Origin of the sequence: Terrisporobacter muris, from assembly GCF_024621905.1 — a bacterium.
Taxonomy (GTDB): Bacteria; Bacillota; Clostridia; order Peptostreptococcales; family Peptostreptococcaceae; genus Terrisporobacter; species Terrisporobacter muris.
Genome location: NZ_JANKBY010000027.1, coordinates 1 through 22,193, shown reverse-complemented (window position 1 = coordinate 22,193; position 22,193 = coordinate 1). Strand labels below are relative to the sequence as shown.

The window sequence follows — 22,193 nt, the reverse complement described above, 5'->3', positions numbered from 1 at the left end:
TAAAAAAACGATAAAATTTTACAGTTTTTCAACCTTTAAATTCTATCGTTTTATAATTTTACTATTTTATAATTCTGTTTTAGATAAAATCAAATAAACAATTTTCGTCAAATTTTACAAAAACCTTATCTCCTTCTTTTAAAGGTTCTCCATTCTTATTAATTTCCAATTGTATTGCACTAGAATTCTCATATTCTAAATTTTGAACATATACTATATATGTAAATGAATTTTCAAAAACTTTTACTACAGAAAGTTGAAATAAATTTGCTCTACTAAATTGTAAATTATTTTGAACTATTCTTATGTGATGAGCTCTAATGCCAACATATTTTGCACCATCTATTACTTTATTAGATAATACGCATTTGATTCCCCAGTTCTTAGAAAAAACTGTTTTTTCATCAATAATATCTATTTGTGAAATATTCTTACATCCTGTAATAATTGCTTCGGTCATTGACATAGGATGTTTAAATAAACCATCTTTAGATCTTTTGTTTAATCCCTTACCTCTATTAAATACAACTATGTCATCGCATACACGATAACATTCACTTATATCATGCGTTACATAAACTATATGACCTTCAAAATCTTTAATAATTTCTATTAATTCATTTTCCATATTACTTTTTAGATGGTAATCCAGCGCTGAAAATGGTTCATCCAAAAGAAGTATATCTGGACTACAAGCTAAAGCTCTAGCAAATGCTATCCTTTGCTTTTGTCCTCCTGATAATTGATGAGGATATCTATTTTCAAATCCTTCTAGCTTCATTTTTATAAGATATTCTTTTACAATTTTTTTCTTTTCATCCTTACTAAGACTAGATAATCCTATTTCTATATTTTCCTTAATTGTCATATGAGGAAATAAGGCATAGTTTTGAAATAAGTAACCTACTTTACGTTCTTGAGGAGGAATATTTATCTTCTTTTCTGAATCGAAAAATACTCTTCCATTTAAAATTATTTTCCCTTTATCAGGTTTTACAATTCCAGCAATACATTTTAGAGTCATACTTTTCCCACATCCAGATTCCCCTAAAAGTCCTAAAACCCCATTTTCTTGCTCTATATTAACTTTTAGAGAAAAGGTTCCAAAATCTTTTTCTATATCTATTATTAATGACATGACCTAACCCCTCTTCCCTACAATTTCTTGTTGTTTGTCTGACCATTTGTTTAATATTAATATCATTACAACTGAAATAGCTACTATAGTCCAAACCCAAAGCATTGCTCCTTTGTAGTCCATAGCCTGTACTTTAAAGAATATTGCCAATGGCATAGTCTGAGTTTTTCCCGGAATATTTCCTGCTATCATTAAAGTCGCTCCAAACTCACCTAAAGCTCTAGCAAAAGATAATACAACACCACCAATTATTCCAGGCCAAGCAAGTGGTATTGCAATCTTATAAAAAATCTTCCAATTGCTAAGTCCAAGAGTTTTGGCTGCTGATATTAAATTATTATCAATTTGTTCAAAAGCAGATCTGGCACTTCTATACATCATAGGAAAAGCCACTACAACAGCGGCTATAACAGTAGCTGTCCAAGTAAATATAATACTTGAATCCATAAGTTCTAATAATTTTCCCATTGGTCCATTTTTACCAAATAAAAGTAACAAAAAGAAACCAAGTACAGTTGGAGGAAGAACAAGAGGCAGTGTAAATAAACTATCTATAAAACCTCTCCACTTTCCTCTGTAGTTTGCTACTAGATACGCAGTTCCTATTCCTATGAAAAATGTTATAAATGTTGCTAATAATGATGTCTTTATGGAAATCCAAAGAGGTGTTAATCCTGCATTCATTCTTCTTTCTCCTATCTTAAAGCCTATTTAGCTTTTTTAAATCCGTATTTTTCTAAAATAGTTTGTCCATCAGCACTTAATAAGAATTCTTCAAAAGCTTTTGCTTTATCTTGTTTTTTACTAGATTTTAAAACTGCTATTGGATAGTTTATAGGTGAATGACTATCTGCTTCAGTAGTATAAGCAACTTCAACACCATCGGCACCTTGTTCATCACTTAAGTAAACAAATCCAACCTCAGCGTTTCCTTGTTGTACCCAAGCTAAAACTTCTTTAACATCTTTAGCTAAAACTAATTTATCTTTAACTTTGTCATATATCTTTGTGTTATCTAAAACTTCTTTAGCATATTTACCAGCTGGTACTGATTCTGGATCACCTATAGCTATTTTACTTATATCATCTGTAGATAGTGCATCTAAGTCTTTAACTTTTGTTCCTTTAGCTACTACTAATACTAAATCATTAGTTAATAAAGTTTTATTAGTATCTGCTAATAATAAATCTTTGTCTGATAATGCAGTCATTTGTTTTTCACCTGCTGATATAAATACATCACAAGGTGCTCCTTCTTCTATTTGTTGTTGTAAGGCACCAGATGCACCTAAGTTAACTTCTAATTTTACATTTGGTTCTATTTCTTTAAACTTTGTCTCTAATTCAGCCATTGCTTCTTGTAAAGATGCTGCTGCAGATATATTCAATGTAACTGTTTCTTCACTTGCAGTATCATCTTTTTTACTTTTATCTTCACTGCTAGAGCATCCAACTACTCCTATGGCTAAACTTAAAAACAATCCTATTATTCCTAACTTTTTTAATACTTTCATAAATATCCCCCTTTATTGTGTTTAATTACGTTTCATAGTATTATGTCATGTTTTATAACTTATATTGTATATATTTGATACTTTTAGCGCAACAAATTTGTACATTTTTTAGAATAATTAGCAAAAAAAATATTTTATGCTACAATATTTCTAGGGGGGTGTTTATTATGAATTCATCTTTAAATGCAATGGAAGTTGCACAAATGCTAAACATTACAAAAAATACAGTCTATGAAATGATAAAAAGAGGAGAACTTCCCTCTTATAAGGTTGGTAGGAAAATAAGAATCGATAAAACTGATGTTGAAAATTATATAAATAATCAAAAAAATACATTTACAAATAAACCTATTTTGTCACTTGAACCTACTATTAATATTAAATCCTCTTCAGTAAAAAGTGGAGAAATTATAATTTCTGGCCAAGATATTATTTTAGATATCTTATGTAGAATGATCGAATCTAGAACAAAAAATATAAGAACATATCGTTCTAATATAGGTAGTTATAATGGATTATATGACATGTATAATAATAATGTTTCCATATCTTCTTGCCATCTTTGGGATAGCGAAACAGATACATATAATACTAACTTTGTAAAGAAACTACTTCCAGGTGTATCTTGTACTTTAATTAATATTGCTTATCGAATGCAAGGCTTTTATGTTAAAAGCGGAAATCCTAAAAATATTAAAACATGGAATGATTTAAATAGAAGTGATATAACTATGATTAATAGAGAAAAAGGTTCTGGCGTTAGGGTTTTACTTGATGGAAAGCTTAATTCTCTTAATTTATCAAATAATATAAAGGGATATGAAAATGAGGAAACATCTCACCTTAGTGTTGCTAGCTGTGTTGCTAGAGGTGATGCTGATGTGGGAATTGGTAATGAAAAAGTTTCTAAACAAGTAGATAATATCGATTTTATTCCTCTTCAAAAAGAACGTTATGATTTAGTTATAAAAAGTTATGATTTAAATAACCCAATTTATAAATCTATTGTTGATATTTTATCTTCTAAAGAGTTTAAAAGTGAACTTGAAGGACTTGGAGGGTATGATTTAAAAGATACTGGTAAAATTGTTGGACAAACCTAAAATTCACTTTATTTATGTGGCAAAAAATAATGCTCCTCAAGTGGAGCATTATTTTTTATGGTTCAATTAACCCATATTTTATCTTTATCCTATCAAGCTTTTCTATCATAGGTTTACTAAGCACAAATAAGAAAAATATTGTTGATATAGCATGAACTATATTAAATGGAACACCACTTATATATACTGATATTGCACCTGCTTTTGTTATATTTTTTTCCGAAAACATAAGTATTGATGCAGTATCTAATAAGAAACCATATATTAAAAAAGTTGAAATACCTCCATATATGCATAGAGATATTTTCTTCTTTTTTAACATTCCTTTTTTAAATAACACTCCTGCTATAAATCCTATTATTCCAAAAGCAAACATTTGCCAAGGAGTCCACGGACCCTGCCCAAAAAAGAAATTTGAAACAAGTCCAGACACAGCTCCAACTAAAAAACCTGCTTCTCCTCCAAAGCAAACTCCTGTTATTATTACTATAGCTGCAACAGGTTTAAATTGAGGAAGCATAAAAAATGCCCCCCTTCCAGCTACCGCTATAGCTGCTAGTACTGCTATTATAACTAATTCTCTTGCCTGTGGGTCTCTATCCTCAAATACCATAAAAAATGGTATCATAGTTTCTATAACTATAATTAAACTAGTCATATAGTAATTTTCCCTTTGATTTCCATGAAAAACTGCCCAGTATATAGTAAATGGTATGGCAAGTAGTATTATAAACATGGCTACAAAAGTTCTTTTACTTAATTTTGAGTCGGTTAATATATGTCTATTTGTCACTCTGTTTCTCATAAAGTAATATCGTCTGCTTTTTCTTCTTTTTTCTTCAATATTTATGACTTTCTTATATATGGTCTTCTCTTTTGCTACTTCTAATGAGTTAGTATCATAATATAGCTCGTCTACTAAGCTAGTGTTTGTAGAACTGATTCCTTGTTCCCTTTGCATAAAGTTATCACATCCTCACATGTTACAGCATTTTCAAATACTTGTCTGCTCATTCTATTTGCTACAGTAGTATAGAAACTATTTCCCGAGAAAAATTTATTTGGTGTATTACTAGTTACAATATTTCCATCAAAGAAAAGAGCACATCTATGAGCATAACTAGCACAAAACTCTATATCATGAGATACCATAACTACTGTTACTTTACTTTCTATTAATTTATTAATCATTTTAGCAAATTTAACTTTAAAATGTGCATCTAAACCTTTTGTTGGTTCATCAAGTATTAATAATTTAGGTTCTAAAAGTAATACCTTTGCCAAAGCAGCTCTTTGTTGCTCTCCTCCACTTAAGTCATAAGGATGATGATTTAATAAATTTTCTATTTCAACTAGTCTTGCTACTTTTGCTACTTTTTCTGCTTTTTCTTTTTTACTCATTCCAAACTTAGGAAGCATTTCATATAAATCCTTTTCTACTGTATTTTTCACAAATAAAGCTTGAGGATCTTGAGGAAGAATAGCCAAATTATTATCAAATAATTCTTTATTTTTATATTCTTGTATATTCTTACCAAAGATCTCTATTTTACCTCTATAAGGTTTTCTTATTCCACATATCAAAGAAACTGTAGTACTTTTACCTGTACCATTTCCTCCTACCACGCAGAAAAACTCTCCTGACTTAACTTCAAAATTTAAATCTTTTAAAACGTCATTTCCGTCTTTCTCATATTTAAACCAAACATCCTTCATTTTTATGGCAGCTTTATCTTCTGATATGTTATTTTCTTTATCATCTTCTATTCTTGTATATGCAACTTCCTCATTAGAAAATAGCTCATTTATAAAATATCTACCTTCTTTTACTGTAATTGGTGTTTCATTTGTATTTAAAGAAGATGCTATTTTTATAGGTGATGGCATTGCCTCAAACATTTCTGGTATTAGTTGTTTCACTTTACCTCCAATGTTCTTTGGCTTGTCATCAATGATTATTTCACCTTCATCCATAAGTATTATTCTATCTGCCATATTAAATACTTCTTCTAAGTCATGCTCTACCATTACTATTGTAATTCCCAACTCTTCATTGATTTTTTTTATAGTCTTTAAAAAATCACTAGCTGTTATTGGATCTAGTTGACTTGTTGGTTCATCTAAAATCAGTGCAGAAGGTTGCATGACCATAATTGAAGCTAGATTTAATAGTTGTTTTTGTCCTCCAGAAAGCTCTGTTACATTTTTTCCAAACCATGTTTGTATCCCAAAGAAACTTGCCATTTCAGCTACTCTAAGTCTAATGGTTTTATTATCATATCCTAAGCTCTCAAGTCCAAAGGCTAGCTCATGCCAAACCTTATCAGTCACTATTTGATTTTCAGGACTTTGTAATACATATCCAATCTCTGATGATTGTGTTCTATCATCAACTATATCAAGAGATCTACCTTTGAAATATACCTTCCCTTCCCTTTTCCCATAAGGTGTAAGCACTGTTTTTAAATGTCTTATCAATGTACTTTTCCCACAACCTGATTTTCCACAAATAACTACAAACTCCCCAGATTCAATAGTTAAATCTATATTTTTTAAAGCTTGTTTATCTATATTAGGGTAAGAAAAAGCTAATTGTTCAACTCTAAATGTCTCCATTTTATCTCCTCCTTAATATCAAGAATCACTGGGGTAATGCATAAAAGAAAATAAGCTAAATAATCAATTATACTAAATATTGTAATCGGTACCATTTTAATTGCAGGAAAATAAATCATATTATTTTCGCCTCTATAATTTCCTATTAAAATGATTATTGTAAAAAATATCATGAGTACCATTATCATTTTATCCCTATTATCAAATCTATAGTTAGAAAAACTAGTTCTTCCCTTAAGACCATACCCCCTTGACTTCATTGAATCAGCCGTTTCTATTCCATTTTCTAACGCCCAAGTCATCATTATAGATAAAATTTTAATTCCATTAAGCGCCTTGGTTATTATATTTCCGTTGCTAACGTCTCTACCTATACACTTTTGTGAATTTGATATTACCTTAATTTGAGCCTTATATTTTGGTACAAATCTTAACACCATAGAGATTATAAGTGATAGCCCTGGTATTATTTTTCCAAATAAATATATAAATTTATCTGAGCATACTACTGCATTATAACAAGAGAACCAAAAAATCATAGAAATAAACATAGTTGCTGCTGCTATCCCATAAATAATAGATTCTAATGTTAATGGATTCCCCGTATTAAAATAACAAAGAATTGTAACTCCTGCATGACTAAATGCTGGATTTATTACTGCACAAAATACTAAAAATGGTATCATATATAATATATTAAACTTTATAGCTTTTCCTCCATTAAGACAAATGGAGTAAATAAATGATGTTATAAAAGATATTCCTAAAAATACAGGATGCATAAAAAACATACAAAATAATATTACTACTGTAAAATAATAAAAATTTACAATTGGATGATAAGATTTAAATGAATTTATCATTTTTTATTTGCCATCCAATCACATCCAACATCTTGACCTAAGTCACATGTATATCTCCAATTTATCTTGTCACCATTTTTTAATTTATATCTACTACATCCATAGTTAGGATACCATCCATTAACTTTATACATCCATCCACTTAACTCTCCACCATCAAATTCATATAAATTATGTATACCCTCTATATAATTACTGTTATAAATAGGTGTCATAGAAAATTCCATATGAATCTTATTAGCTTTAACTTCCCTTAATAATACATCAAATACTGTTTCATTTTTATAAAACTTAACTTTTTTAGTTTTATATATAATTCCATCATTAGGAATCATATCACCTTTACCATTCTCTATTGCAACCTTTCTATTAGCTGGCTTTAATAAAGTTTTACAATCTATTGATAAAGTTACATAACCTGCTACTTTACTTTTATCAACTTTATTTCCACCTTCATTCCATTCAAATGGTTTTGGTTTTCCAGCTGGAGTTGGATCTGTTAAATATTTATCCTTTCCACCCTCTCCAGCGGTTCCCTGTTCTACGTTAATCCCATGCTCAATTTTATATTGTAAACTTGCTTGTTCTTTTTCACTTTTACTTTCATTACTTGAACCACTAGATGCACTTGCACTACTTGAATTATTATCTTCATCTATTGCAGCTTGTTTAGGATCGCTACCTACAATATAAAAGTCTCCTTTTCTTTCTTGAATGCTAAAATTAAAAGTAGTTCCAGAAGAATTGTCTACTGTAGCTGTTGTTACTTTTTTTAATTTATCTCCATTATATTGATATATATCTGCCGCAGTGCAGTCTAGTTTATCTTTAAATATTAATGATAATGCAATTTTACTATCTAAACTTGTAGACTCTCCAAATGAAAATCCATAAACAATTTTAGAGTCACATTCTTTTTTTACATCTTCTGCCTTACCATCAATTGAATTAACTAATAAGTTAATATCTTTAGTTTCTGTTATATCCGTAGGTAAAAACATCCACTCATAAGAAAAAGTTTTATTTTCCCCTTGAAGAAGAGCCATTTTTCCACTATCTTTTATTTTCTCAAAAGTTTCTGCTGTAACTGCTCCATTTTCAGGTATTTTATTATTACTTCCCGAAGGGCTACCACCTTCATTGCTACTAACGTTTGAGCAACCTACAAAAGAAAAAATAGTAATGACTATCAATGCTATTAATTTACTTTTTATCTTTTTCATTTTCTCCTCCACCAAAAACTTAATTATTTAAGTTGAAATATAAAGTTCTTTGTTTTTATAGTCTTTTTCTTTGTTGATAAACTAGTATTATCTAAATCACCTTTTATAGTTGCAAATACAGCATCTTCTATTTTCAAGCTTAATCCATCAGCATTTTCTATATTATCCTTTAGTTTAAATTCTAATCTTAATATACTATTTTTATCACTACTTATAGATTTATTAGTAAAGGATTCTCTACCTCCAGATGAGTCCAAATATATAACATTTATTAAACCCGTTTTATTGCTATTATTCACATCATATTGCCAATCAGGAGATTTAGAAGAATAAGTTAAAATATCACCTTTTTTTAAATTTATAAATTCCAACCTATCTTTATCAAAATTAATAGAAAAACTTGCACTAGAATAAATATTTGAAGGCAAATGTGAAACTTTTAAATCTACATTAACAATATTACTACCCCTAGAGTCTTCACTTGAGTTGAAATATAGTTCTACATCTTTTGTTGTTGCTTCTGTTTCACTTACCATATCAATCTTATTATACTTAGTTTTTTGAATACTGTAGATAGTTCCTCCCACTAATACAATTGCAGCAAGAGCCAAAATAATACTGATTTTTTTATTAGTAAAATTTTTTAACATTATGCTCCTTCACCTCCTTTATCATCATCGTTATTATCTTTTTTATCATCATAAATAGTAAAAATTTTATATTTTTTATTACTTGTAAATTTACTTATTATACTATCTATATCTCCATTATCTATTTTAGAATCCACGGATACATTTGCTGCTAAGATTTTTTTATCATTAGGACGACTTAACTTTCCATTTAATATTGATTGTATATTTAATATATCTTGTGCATTTACTACCTTATCATCATTTATATCTCCAAATAATATTTCATCTATTTCATTTTCTTTAAATTCATAATTTTTCATTTCTAACAGAACATCTTTTTCAATACTCTTGTCTATAAGAGAAATATATGTTGGTGATTTGCTTAATTTTGATAGCTCTTCACTATAGTAAAGCTTATATTTTTTATTAAATACTACAGATACTTTATCATTTTTTTTAGGAAACTCTACTATTATGCATTTTTTATTTTCTGCTATTAAACCATCTTTCTCACCTTCATATATGCTTTTTACTACTATTGTAGCTTCCTTATCCTTGCTCTTATTATTAGAAGAAGATATGTTGTTTGATTTATTGATTGAATTATTTGCGCTAGATGAATAAGTTCCTAATGAATTACCTCCATTATTAATTAGAGTACTTGAATTATTTTCATTGTTACTATCTTTGTCATAATCATCTTTATTGTCATCTTTATCTAAATCAGGATTATCTCCAGTATCAAGAGTTTTATTTACATCAGTCATATCATATAATCTATTTTTACCATCTACAAACCTTTGATAGGCAACTAATGCATACATACCTTGATCTGTTGCCATTGCGTCAATATCCATATCTAAAACATGCTTAAATCCTCCACCTTTTACATAGAATGTAAGTAAATTAGATATAAGCCAACTTCCATCTTCTTTTATAAATCGTTCATCTTTTGCTGGATCAATTCCAAGGGCACATAGTGCTACTATAACTTGATCAACACTTTCACTATTTGTAGTTCCCCAACTTTCATATCCGCCTTTTTTATTTTGTAATTCTGATAACACATTAAGTGCTCTTTCTATATAAGGTCTTACTTTTTCATCATTTTTGTATGGAGCTAGAGATTGAAGAGCCATTGCCGTAATATCTGGATCAGGTACATTCCCTCTAAGAGCCCATCCTCCTACGGTTCCAGATTTTTGAGTTATCTCTTTGCTTAATATATAATCTATTAGCATATCCCTTGTTGTCTGAGCTTCTATACCTTTTACCTGTGGTATCTCATAATTATTTGTATCTAATGCAATAAGTGCAAATATAGGTCCATTTATCCCTTGCTTGATAACTTTTTTAAAATCAGCCAATTTTTCTAATAAATTATATCCCCCTACATTTCTTGGATCTTTTCCTATAGATGTTAGTCCTAAAATAACTCTAGAGTACTCTGTGTACTTCATGTTATGTAAAATGCCGTCACATTCTTTTAACGTTTTAACTACATTTGAGTAATATTTATCATAATAAGACTGCGGTACTTTAATTCCACCTCTTGCTAAACATAGTATAGACCATTCCCCACTAAATGTTCCTACTGTTGGGTCAGGTGTATTATTATGAATTAATATACCTGTTTTATTTATTGCTTCCTTAACACTAGGATTGGGAGTTTTAAGTGATAATGAATAAGATCCACTTACAAAAGTACTTATAATTACTAGAATTGTTAATATGCATATTATTTTTTTTAATATTCTATTCCTAAACAAAATCTTTCCCCCTTTATAAAAACATTACTTTATTCTATTTAAATGGTAATTTTTATTTTATTTATATACAATAAAATAAGATAAAGATTATACTTAAATTACTTTAGTAGTACTACCTTTATATACTACTTTTTCAATATACTTCTTATAAAAAAGTTAGGATAAATATTACTAAAATATCCTAACTCCTAAAACTATATTATTTTACTTATAGTACTTTATAAAAATTTTACTTTTTAATAGTTCAAATTATCATCTATTTTGCTTTTGCATATTTTACACTACTATATGAACTATAAACTTTTTTACCATCTACCGTTTTGTATGCTTTTACTTTATAGTAATATGTTTTTCCTTTGCTAAGCTTGATATTTGTGTATGATAATGTTGACCCCTTAGTTACTGTTTTTATTTTTGAGTATTTTCCTGATTTACTTGTTGCTCTATAAACCTCGTATCCAGTTGAGCCTGATATTTTATTCCAACTTACTTTAATTTTTTTACTCCCTGTACTTAATTTAATACTTGGAGTCAACGGCTTTGTTGTTATTTTTTTAGAATCACTAAAATTACCATAATAAATTTTTCCACTAACTGTTTTATACGCTCTCACTTTGTAAGTATAACTTGTCGCAGAACTTCTTTTTGAATTTGTATAATAAGTAGTACTATTTTTAGCTACTTTACTTATATAATCATAAGATTTAGTCTTAGAATTATATCTATAAATTCTATATCCAGTTGCTTCTGACACTTTATCCCAAGTAAGTTTAACTGAAGAAGTTGTTGATGTTGCTTTCACATTTTTTACTTTTCTTGGTTCAATTTTAAAAGTAACTTTCTTTGAAAATCCTTTATAACTATTTTTCCCTGTTACGGTTGCTATAGCACTTCCGATATTTTTATTATTACTATATGATACTGTATAATCTGTTCCTAATTTTAATGTTTTACTTCCATCTTTTACTGTAACTGTCGGTTTTATTTCTTTTCCTGTATATGACTTATCTGATATTGAATATACTGAAAACTCTTTTTTCCTTACAATTTTGAATTTAGCTTTTCCTATATAACCTTCATAATTGCCAATACCTGTTACTGTTACTGTAGCACTTCCGACATTTTTATTATCACTATATGATACTTTGTAATCTGTTCCTAACTTTAATGTTTTATTACCATCTTTTACTGTAACTGATGGCTTTATTTCTTTTCCTGTGTATTCTTGGTCTACTATCTTATTAAGTGACAATATTTTAGGTTTTTTAGCATTATCTAGAGCTTTATTTAAAGTAGCTAATGTAGCATTCACTTCGCTTTGTTTAGATTCCATATCTTGTAATACACGGTATGCTTTATTGTAAGCTGATTTTACATTTTTATCTTGCAAAATATGTTCTTTCATATCTGAACTATTTATTTTAGCAACAGCTGTAGTTAAATCATCCTTGTTTGCTGCATCTATTAATGCATCAGTACCACCATCATCTGACATGAATGTTGAGCCTAAATCAGCTCCATATCCCCAGACAGTATATTGCCATCTCATTACGTCTCCATCTTTTAGTTTATAACTACCTGATCCATAGTTAGGAAACCAATTATTTACAGCATACATCCAGCCAGACATAAATGTATAATCAAATTCACCTAACCATTCATCTCGGTCTCTTCCATAAGGCTCATCACATACATCTAAAATATATTTAGGTATTTTAGCATCTCTTTTATCTTTATCCCTTACACTTGCTAAATAAAATGTTTGTCCTACTACTCCCGATTGATTTCCTATACTTCCTGTATATTCATAACTACCTTTTCCCAAATTTTCATCTATTAATCTAGTTATAACTTTTGCGCCAGTATCTCCTTCATATATAGGAACTCTTACTGGCTCTATGATATAACCAAGCCCTAAAGTAAATTTTTCCATGCTAACTGTAACATATCCTTTTGGACTAGAGGCAGCTTCAGCATTTTGTGGCATAACAAAACTCATAACAAAAGTTAAAACAAGTGCCATTAATACTGATAACATTCTCCCTAATATAGATTTTGCTCTTTTCATGAAATCACCCCTTAATAAAAGTATTCTAACTACTCATTTGATTATAGTTACTGATAAATTTCTTATCAATAAATTAACAATAAGATTACACTAAAATCACTACAGTAGTACTACCTACCTCTACTACCATTTATATAAATAAATCCTCCAAATTTGGAGGATTTATTAAAAATGGCAAATTTTATGACAAATATATATTAAATTATATTATTTGATGACTTTTATTATTTTACAGTTATATATTTATAAGTACTGGCTGTTGCTGTTTTGCTCATTTTCACTGTAATTTTAGTCTTTTTCTTTTGTTTTGGTATACTTATTGAGTAAGTACCATTTTTACTAACTTTAACTGATTTTCCTACTTGCTTGTCATTTACATAAACTCTAACTGTTGCTCCTGATTGACCTTTACCAGTAACTTTTTTTGATGTTGATTTTACGGCATTTACAGTAAGTGACTTAGAGAAAACATTTAAAACTGTTGTTGTTTTTAATCTTGTGCAATATCCATTTTTTGAAATTCTAACACTTATCTTAGTATATAGTTTTTGTGAAGGTATTTTAACGGAATATTTTCCATTTTTTCCTACAGTTGCTGTTCCTATTATTTTATCTCCATTGTATACCCTAACTGTAGCACCTACCATACCTGTTCCAGTAACAAGTTTATTATTTGGTTTTACTCTATTTACTTTAAAAGTTTTTATTTGCTTTAATACTGTTTTTATTGCTTCTTGAGAAATATATCCACCTTTAGTCATTTTTATAGTGACTTTTGTTCCACCTACTTGACTAGGTATTTTTATTGAATAGGTTCCATCAGCTAATACTACTGAAGATCCTATTAATTTACTTCCAACATAAGCTTTCACTTTCGCTCCGCCTTGTCCTTTTCCTGTAATTGTAGTTGCACTGTATTTAATATTATTTATAGTTACATTATTATCAAATTCAGCTTTTAATTTACTTACTGCTTCGTTTAATTTATCTACCTTTTCCACATAATTTTTTTGATCTTTGCTTAATTTATCATAAGCAGCTTTTACTTCTTTAATTTTTGCATAATCATTTTTTGTTATATTGGCTGGTATTTTACTTATTAAGTTATCTACCTTAGTCGCCTCTTTTAAGTCTACTTCTCCTTTTGCTACTAAATCTTTTAAATTATTGATTTGTGATATGGTTAATAAATAATTTTGTACATCCTTATCAAGTTTATCAACTTCATTTAATAATGATTTTCCTTCTTCTAATTGTTTTTTATTAGTAATTACTAAAGAAGTTTCTTTTACTTTACTGTCAAATGCATCAGCTTTTTTAATTAATTTTAAGTTTGCTATCACTTTGTTATAATCTTCTCTTGCTGAATTATTTGAATCAAAATATTTTTTAGATTGTGAGTTTAATGATTCATATCTATTTACTAGCATCTTAGCTTTTTCTACAGTACTTCTATTAGCCTTTAATGGCAATTGTAAATCTCCAAATTCTTTTACAAGAGCTTGTGCAGTTTCTTTATTTACTTTGTCTTTTCCTATTTCAGCTACTATTTCATCTAAAGTAGATTTTGCAGTTTTAACTTTGTCATTATTTTTAATACTGTCTTCCATATTTCCATATGCACTTATTGATACTACCGCTTTATTCATATCTTCTTCTAGTGCTGGTCTTTGAATTTTCTCAACTAAGCTTACAAAGTTGCTTATCTCTAATTCTTTAATTTTTTCTATATAATTATTTAATTTTAATACTACAGTATTATCTACCAATAATTTTTGATCATCACTTAATGAGTCATACATTACTTTTGCTGATAATATATCTGATTTATTCTTATCGCTATATCCATCACTTAAATTAATATTATTTATAGCTTTAATAACTTTATCTGCAAATGCTCTGTTAACTGCTTTTATACTAACAATTGCATTTTCTGCATTTATTATTTTAGTTATATTATTTATTAAATCACTATTTAATAATTCTTGCTGTTCTTTTGTTAATGAATCGTATGCTTTCCTTGCTCCCTTTACAATATCTTCATCTTTTAAAGTTATTTCATCTGGAAGTTTAGATATAACAGTTTTTACTTTTTCTATCTCTAAATTACTTATTGTTTCCTCAGCTTTAAGTAATTTTTCTAAGTTTGTAACATATTTCTTTTGCTCCTCTGTTAATGAATCATATACTCTTCTTACTTCTTCAACTTCTGATTTATTAGCTAATGTAACATCCCCTATTGCATTAATTTTTTCCATAACAGAGTTTGCTGTTTCTTCATCTTGACTTATAACAGTTACTTTACAGTAAGCAGATTTTCCACCTACTTTACCGTATATATTTGTAGTTCCTGCCTTTTTACCAGTAACTACACCATTTTTATCTACTATAGCTATTGAGCTACTAGAAGTTGTCCATGTTGCTGTTTTATCTACTGTTGAATTTTCTGGCTCTGTAACTACAGAAAGTTTTATAGTACCATTTACACTTATTTTTGCTGTACTTGGATTTATAGTAATTTTTGTTATAGGTATATTTACTGTAACGCTACATTTGGCTGTAAATTCACCTATTTGTGCCACTATATTTGTTGTTCCTGCAGCAATTGCTGTTACTAAGCCATTCTCATCAACTTTTGCAATAGATTCATCTTCTGATTTCCATGTCACAGTAGTATCTCCCATAGCATCCCCTGGTAAAGGAGTTGCACTTAAAGTAGATGTCTTTCCTGTATCTAAAGATAATTCTGTTTTGCTAAGCTTTACACCAGTAAGCTTTGATTGAACTGTTACATTACAAGATACAGTTTGCCCATTTGCATAAGCATATAATTTTGTAGTACCTACACCTATACCTTCTATTGTTCCATCTTGTGAAACTGTTGCTATTTTATCATTTTCTGTAGACCAGTATATATCTTTAACTATAAAGTCTCCATTTATCTTTAATTCTAGTTTTTTACTTTCATTTTTTTGTAAAGTTACATCATTCAGTGACATTGATATCGCATCTGTCATATCATAAAGATTATTTTTACCTTGTACAAACCTTTGATAAGCAACAAGGGCATACATTGCTTGATCTGTAGCCATACCATTTAAGGTTCCATCTAATGTATGTTTAAATCCTCCACCTTCACAGTAATATTCCATAATTGCTGTTACTAACCAATTTTTTTCTTTTATAAATCTAGAATCTGTTGTTGGGTCTATGCCTAGGGCGCATAAAGCAACGATAACTTGAGCCACACTCTCACTATTTACTGTTCCCCAACTTGCATAACCACCATTCTCTTTTTGAATTTTAGAAAGTGTAGCTAATGCTCTTTCTATGAAAGGAGCTACTTTTTTATCATCTTTATATGGCGCCAATGATTGCAGTGCCATGGCTGTTATATCTGGGTCTGGTGTAGTTCCACTTAACGCCCATCCTCCAGCTTCATCAGTACCAGTTTTTATTTCTTTACTTAGTATATAATCAATATATTTTTCTCTTGTAGCTTGTACTTTGCCTTTTGGTGCTGTTGGCATTTTATAATCCCTAGTATCTAAAGCTATAAGTGCAAAAATAGGCCCATTTATTCCTTGCCATACTACTTTATCAAAATCTCCTAATGGAGCCACCATATCATATCCTGCCACATTTCTTGCGTCCTTGCCTATTGAAGACAATGCTAAAATTAATCTTGAATACTCTGTATATTTTCTAGAATGTAATACGCCTTTTTTCTCTTCAACAATCTGCTCTATTCTTTTATAATAATCTTCATAATAATTTTGTGGGACACTTATATTTCCCCTTGCAAGAGAAAGAACTGTCCACTCTCCTGCATTTGTTCCAAAAGCAGGTTCTGGAACAGTATTTATCATGAATTTTCCAGTAGAGCTTATTGCATCATTAACAGATGGTGATGGTGAATTTATGTTATCATTCACACCTAATTGTTTAAGGGCACTTTCTAAGGATTTTAAAGCACTATCTACCTCGTCTTGTGTACTTTCCATATTTGTTAATACATTATTGGCTTTATCATAAGCTTTTCTTACTTTCATACTGTTTAATAATGATAATTTATTATCTGCACTATTTACTTTTGCAACAGCTGTTGTTAATTTGTCTTTATTAGCTGTTTTAATCGAACCCCAAGATGATCCTAAATCTTCACCATATCCATATACAGTAAATTGCCATCTCATTACATCCCCATTTTCTGGGTGATATCCTGCTACACCTACATTTAAAAATTCATTTGCTACAGTATACATCCAACCTGACATTTGAGTATAATCAAATGCAGATAGCCAGCCTTCTTTTTTTCTACCAGTAGGATCACTTGATAACTTTTCTAAAATATATGTTGGTATATTTTCTGTTCTGTAGTCATTATCTTTTATACTAGAAATATAAAAAGTGCTTTCAAGATCCCCTGTTGCTTGATAATTTCCACTTCCAATAACTCTGTCCATAACTTTAGCTCCATTATCACCTTCATAATAAGGAACTATAATCGGCTCTTGTATATAACCCAAACCAAGCGTAAATTTTTCTACACTTAAAGTTACATACCCTTGAGGAGTTTTTCCCTCAATATAGCCCAACTTCTGATTAGTCTGATTCTCTGTACTTGCAAATATTGGACATATCATATTAAATACAAGCACTAAAGACATCATTAGGGATAAAAATCTTCCCTTGAGTTTTTTCATCAAACTCATCCCCCTTTTAAGTTTATTATTGTGACTTTTACAAAATATTTCTAAAACGGATATATTTTGTTATATTAAAATTATATAAAAAAAAAGACCAGAACATAGTCTAGTCTTTTTGTATTAGTATGGTAGTACTACTTAAAGTAATACCATATAAATATTTTTATTCTTTACTTTGTAACTTCACATAAGAAATTGCTTCTTTTCTATTTCGGAGGTTTAACTTAACAAAAATATTACTAACATGTTTTTTTACTGTACATTCTGTAATATACAGTTTATTACCGATTTCTTTATTATTGCAACCATCTCCAATTAATTGCAACACTTCATCTTCTCTTTTAGTTAGTTTATTTCTACTATGCTTTTCTTCATGTTCAAATAACTTTTCCAATAAGTCCAAATCATAATATTTTTTCCCTTTTATTACACTTTGTATAATAGAGGAAAAATCATGTTTATCAGGTATATCTGCAACATAACCTTCCACGCCATTTTTTAAAGCTCTCTTAAAAATAACACCTCTTTTTCTAATATCCAATACAATAACTTTTATTCCTTTATTAATAGACTTTATAGATTCTATAAAGCTTAATAATTCTAAATAGTCATTTCTAATATCTATTATTATCATTTCAATATTATCGTACTGCATATTACAAATAAGTTCTAATTTTTTCACAGAAATAACTTCAATTTCATCTTCACTATTATTTAGTATATCTTCTACTACTCCAATTATAATATCTGATTCTGAAATAACCAAAACACTCATTTTATTTCACTCCTTAGCAAAAACACAAAAAATCAATTAAGCTGACATTTTAGTTTTAAATTTATTTCCTCAATCTTGAAAAAATTATAACCTTAACCCAAATAAATTCCTTTATTTCTTTAACTATATGTATTTATAAAAAAGTCTATCACTTAAGTTAAATCCTGTCAATTAAAGTAGTACTACCTTATTGTTCTAAAAAAAACCTCCTAATAAAAAGGAGGTTTCTACCTAATCAATAATTTTAAAATATTTCATTGCATGCTCTATTCCATCTTCATCAATATGCTTTGTAACAAAAGTGGCCTTTTTAAATAAATCTGGATTTCCATTTCCCATAACTATACTATTTGAAACATTCTCTAACATAGGTATATCATTATTACTATCTCCAAAAGCAAAGGTATTTTCTTTATCAATGTTAAAATGATTAACTAAGAAATCTATGCCACTCCCTTTTGAATGTCCTTTAGGTACTAACTCTCTTGTTCCTTTTCCATGATCTATATAATCAAATAGTTCTTTTATATCTTCACAAAAGTCGTCTATATATTTATTATCATCGTATCTAATAAACATCTTATTAAATGTCATATTATCTAAATCATAGGTCTTTATTGGATAGTTTTGTTTTCTTAAATTTGATAGTAAGAAGTCATCTTCTGTGTTTTCATCCACATATATTGCTTCTTCACCTTCTAGTACAGCATTTAACTTATATTTTTTTAATGAATCTAATATGATATTATAATTATCTTTGCTTACCCTATTGGAATAAAGTACCTCATCATTAACTTCTATATAAGTACCACATCCACAAACGTATCCATCAAAACCTATTTCTTTTATATCGTCACCAATTAATGATTTTGTTCTTCCTGTATTTATAAAAATTAAATGTCCTTTTTCTTTTGCTTTTTTTAGTGCAATTTTTGTACTTTCCGGTATAGTGAAAGTTTTATGAGAAAGTAAAGTTTCATCTATATCAAAAAATAAGATTTTTCTATTTTTCATGTTATTATCCTCCCTAACGCCTTTTTCTTCACATATAAAATATAGCCTTAAGTTATATTTTTTTCAATTGTATTTTTTCTATGACATATTTATTTAAAAAAAGCCAGTATAAAACTGGCTTTATTCATCGTCTTTGATACTATATCTAGCATCATCTATTATATTTGGATCTTTATATACATTTTTACTTCCCCTCATATTGGGGTCTTGTGGACCTTTATATTTATCAAGCTCTTCATTAATTATGCCGATTGCCCATATTATCATAAAAGCATCATCAAAAAATCCTAATGGACCAAATAAAGCTTCTGGAATAATATCTATAGAAAATACAAAGTATATTAGTGTAGCTACAAAAGAAAAGAATACTTTAGCCTTTCCTAAAAAAAATACATTTCTATCACTAAAGTAATCTGCAACTTTAGGCAGATTCTTTATAAATCCTATACCAAATCCAGCTTCTCTAAATTTTACTAATACCCTCTTAAAACTATCTAAAAACCTGTTGCCAGTATTCATAGTCTTGTTCATTATACATTCTCCTTAAGAATAAGATATTTCCACATAATTGTTTATACAATATATTAAAACAAAAATGGACTATATTCAAGAAAATTTTTTATGTATTAGTATAGTTTATTCTACAATTAATCCTATTAACCTTACTAATTCTAATCCTTGGCTAGCATTTACTTTAGCCTTGTATAGTTCTGGTATTCCAATTTCTATTCCGTCAATTTCACAGTTAGACAAATTTACATCTTCTAAATATGTTCTTGTGAAAACTGTTTTTTTAAAATCACAATCATCAAAATTTAAATATTTATTTTTTACTTCCATAAATACACTAGAAGCAAAAGACGAACCTTCAAAACTTACCTTATTCAATTTACTGAAAGCAAAGCTACTGTAGTCACCTAAAATATTCTTAAATAAGCAATCTTTTAAATGTGCATCTTCGATTTTACACCCTATCATTTTACAATTTACAAATTCAGTCCTAAAAATACTTCCTTCAGAAAAATCAATGTTTGATAAATCACATTTCTCAAATATCACATCTAGTAAGTCTATATATCTAAATGTACAGTTTTCAAAATTTACATTTTTAAAAACACAACTGTCAAAAGATAACCTAGACTCATCCATTGTTGGAATATCAATGTTTTCAATCAGTTTATCACAGATTTTTTCATCTTCTTCTATTAATTCTAAAAAGTCATCCACAGTGTTTATCACTTCTAAATTAATATTTATTTTAGGCTTTTGAATTTTTTTCAATTTACTCATCTCCATCCTTAAAATTCCTCCATACTCTTTGGAAAAATAATTATTTTTATTTAATTATATTACCATTTATTTATTTCTTTACATATAATTTTCCCGTCAGCGTATTTTTCTAAATATTCACAAGCCTCATCCATATATTTAGCTAGTTCATCATCTCCATTAAACGAAATTATATTCATTAAAATATGCTTAGCATCTGTAGTTATCATTGCTCTTACAGAATCTGAAGTAGTGCTGCCAAATTTACCTTTATCATCATAAAATACTGGTAAATGAGCAATATTCAACTCTCCCTTTCCTATTCCTGTATAAGTTTCTCCCTCATCAGCTATAGTAAAATGAATCTCTCCACTTATTTTATCTAAATCATAAGTTCCCACTGAGTATGAAGAATTTAAAGAAATTAAATTATTTATATCTACTACATTATTAACTTTGTATAAACCAAGTCCCCTAGCTATTCTTCTATATAATGCCTCAGAAGATAGTCTATATCTAGATGGATCTTTTCCAAAAGATTTATAAGCCACCCTAGAATCTGCAATATTTTTTATTGTAGTTATTGACTTAACAGGAACATTATTTTCTATTTCTTTCGCTTTTTCGTCAATTATATTCCATAATTGCTCATTATCCTCTATTACATTTACATAAGCTTCGATAGAGCCTATTGCTATATTATTACATTTTTCATTAATTTTATCATCAATTATTATTTTCATTTTTTCAGCCCCTTTTCTATTTAGATATAATTATACTATAAAAAAATATATTTATCATTTTAACCAATTTTTTGTTTATATCCACACTTAATTTACCAATAAAAATATTTTCTTGACATAAATTATTTTTATAGCCAAATTATCCCATACACTATGTTAAAATGATAATAGTTAAAATATTATTTTAAGAGGTGTGAATATGTTAAGTGAAAAACTAGAAAAAAGTTTAAATGATCAAATAACCTTTGAATTCTATTCTTCATATACTTATTTAGCAATGTCTGCTTTTTGCGAGTCATCTGACCTAAGTGGATTTGCTAATTTTTTTAGAGTTCAAGCAAAAGAGGAGTTAGACCATGCCATGAAGTTATATGATTATGTATTCCAAAAGGGTGGCAAAGTAGTTCTTGGGGAAATAGAACAACCTAAAAAAGAGTATGATAGTATGGTAGATCTATTTGAAACCGGTTTATCTCACGAAAGAATAGTAACAAATAGAATTTATGATATTACTGATATAGCTACTGAAGAAAGAGAACATGCTACTATAAGTTTCTTAAAATGGTTTATTGATGAGCAAGTTGAAGAAGAAAATAACTTTAACTCTTTACTAAAGAAAGTTAAAAGATGTGAAAACAATTCAGCAGCACTTTATATGCTTGATGATGAATTAGCAAATAGAACTTATATGGCTCCTGCTACAAATTAATCTATAAAGTTATCTATAATGACAATCATTATAGATAACTTATTTTTT

The 22,193-nt window shown here is 28.5% G+C and carries 18 protein-coding genes; 2 read left to right on the top strand and 16 right to left on the bottom strand.

Going from position 1 to position 22,193, the window contains the following annotated elements:
• Positions 1-79 precede the first annotated feature (79 nt).
• From NSA58_RS04015 to modA, 3 genes are read right to left on the bottom strand one after another with little or no spacing between them, the layout of a single operon-like run.
• Positions 80-1,138 carry a sulfate/molybdate ABC transporter ATP-binding protein gene (locus tag NSA58_RS04015; protein WP_074079140.1) on the bottom strand — a complete coding sequence of 353 codons (1,059 nt, stop codon included), beginning with the start codon at positions 1,136-1,138 and terminating at the stop codon, positions 80-82.
• A 3-nt stretch (positions 1,139-1,141) separates the two neighbouring features.
• Positions 1,142-1,822: a molybdate ABC transporter permease subunit gene (modB, locus tag NSA58_RS04010; protein ID WP_039679689.1), complete on the bottom strand. Its 681-nt coding sequence runs from the start codon at positions 1,820-1,822 to the stop codon at positions 1,142-1,144.
• A gap of 23 nt (positions 1,823-1,845) precedes the next feature.
• Entirely contained in the window at positions 1,846-2,652 is an 807-nt protein-coding gene (gene modA / locus NSA58_RS04005; RefSeq protein ID WP_257560124.1) for a molybdate ABC transporter substrate-binding protein, read from the bottom strand.
• Between the two features lie 167 nt (positions 2,653-2,819).
• Here modA and NSA58_RS04000 point away from each other — a divergent pair, with 167 nt between their 5' ends.
• A complete protein-coding gene (locus NSA58_RS04000) occupies positions 2,820-3,755 on the top strand; it encodes a substrate-binding domain-containing protein (protein ID WP_039679691.1) in 936 nt (311 codons plus the stop codon).
• 55 nt (positions 3,756-3,810) lie between these two features.
• Here the strand turns inward: NSA58_RS04000 and NSA58_RS03995 are convergent, their stop codons facing one another.
• From NSA58_RS03995 to NSA58_RS03935, 13 genes are all read right to left on the bottom strand, one after another.
• The gene (locus tag NSA58_RS03995; protein ID WP_257560123.1) at positions 3,811-4,716 is read right to left on the bottom strand and encodes an ECF transporter S component; all 906 of its coding nucleotides are present in this window, start codon (positions 4,714-4,716) and stop codon (positions 3,811-3,813) included.
• On the bottom strand, positions 4,674-6,371 hold the full coding sequence (locus NSA58_RS03990; RefSeq protein WP_074429160.1) for an ABC transporter ATP-binding protein: 1,698 nt from the start codon (positions 6,369-6,371) through the stop codon (positions 4,674-4,676). The genes NSA58_RS03995 and NSA58_RS03990 overlap by 43 nt, the downstream gene beginning before the upstream one ends.
• A complete protein-coding gene (locus tag NSA58_RS03985; protein ID WP_039679693.1) occupies positions 6,344-7,234 on the bottom strand; it encodes an energy-coupling factor transporter transmembrane component T in 891 nt (296 codons plus the stop codon). The genes NSA58_RS03990 and NSA58_RS03985 overlap by 28 nt, the downstream gene beginning before the upstream one ends.
• Entirely contained in the window at positions 7,231-8,457 is a 1,227-nt protein-coding gene (locus NSA58_RS03980) for a DUF4430 domain-containing protein (RefSeq protein WP_052232978.1), read from the bottom strand. The genes NSA58_RS03985 and NSA58_RS03980 overlap by 4 nt, the downstream gene beginning before the upstream one ends.
• A 23-nt stretch (positions 8,458-8,480) precedes the next feature.
• The gene (locus tag NSA58_RS03975) at positions 8,481-9,107 is read right to left on the bottom strand and encodes a cohesin domain-containing protein (protein ID WP_257560122.1); all 627 of its coding nucleotides are present in this window, start codon (positions 9,105-9,107) and stop codon (positions 8,481-8,483) included.
• Entirely contained in the window at positions 9,107-10,858 is a 1,752-nt protein-coding gene (locus NSA58_RS03970; RefSeq protein WP_257560121.1) for a hypothetical protein, read from the bottom strand. Before NSA58_RS03970 ends, NSA58_RS03975 begins: the two co-directional genes overlap by 1 nt.
• A 256-nt stretch (positions 10,859-11,114) precedes the next feature.
• Positions 11,115-12,926: a DUF4430 domain-containing protein gene (locus NSA58_RS03965; RefSeq protein ID WP_039679695.1), complete on the bottom strand. Its 1,812-nt coding sequence runs from the start codon at positions 12,924-12,926 to the stop codon at positions 11,115-11,117.
• Positions 12,927-13,150: 224 nt separating this feature from the next.
• The gene (locus NSA58_RS03960) at positions 13,151-17,632 is read right to left on the bottom strand and encodes an Ig-like domain-containing protein (protein ID WP_257560120.1); all 4,482 of its coding nucleotides are present in this window, start codon (positions 17,630-17,632) and stop codon (positions 13,151-13,153) included.
• Positions 17,633-17,798: 166 nt separating this feature from the next.
• A complete protein-coding gene (locus NSA58_RS03955; RefSeq protein WP_039679696.1) occupies positions 17,799-18,410 on the bottom strand; it encodes a response regulator transcription factor in 612 nt (203 codons plus the stop codon).
• Between the two features lie 231 nt (positions 18,411-18,641).
• Positions 18,642-19,424 (bottom strand): Cof-type HAD-IIB family hydrolase, encoded by a 783-nt coding sequence (locus NSA58_RS03950; RefSeq protein ID WP_039679697.1) that lies wholly within the window; start codon positions 19,422-19,424, stop codon positions 18,642-18,644.
• 120 nt (positions 19,425-19,544) lie between these two features.
• Complete coding sequence (locus NSA58_RS03945; protein WP_039679698.1) at positions 19,545-19,955, bottom strand: YkvA family protein; 411 nt, start codon at positions 19,953-19,955, stop codon at positions 19,545-19,547.
• 105 nt (positions 19,956-20,060) lie between these two features.
• Positions 20,061-20,720: a pentapeptide repeat-containing protein gene (locus NSA58_RS03940; RefSeq protein WP_139044984.1), complete on the bottom strand. Its 660-nt coding sequence runs from the start codon at positions 20,718-20,720 to the stop codon at positions 20,061-20,063.
• 53 nt (positions 20,721-20,773) lie between these two features.
• Positions 20,774-21,436, bottom strand: a complete 663-nt coding sequence (locus tag NSA58_RS03935; RefSeq protein WP_039679699.1) for a B3/B4 domain-containing protein — start codon at positions 21,434-21,436, stop codon at positions 20,774-20,776.
• Between the two features lie 199 nt (positions 21,437-21,635).
• Between NSA58_RS03935 and NSA58_RS03930 the strand changes: the two genes are divergently transcribed.
• Positions 21,636-22,145, top strand: coding sequence for a ferritin (locus NSA58_RS03930; protein ID WP_039679700.1), 510 nt, complete (start codon positions 21,636-21,638; stop codon positions 22,143-22,145).
• Positions 22,146-22,193 lie beyond the last annotated feature (48 nt).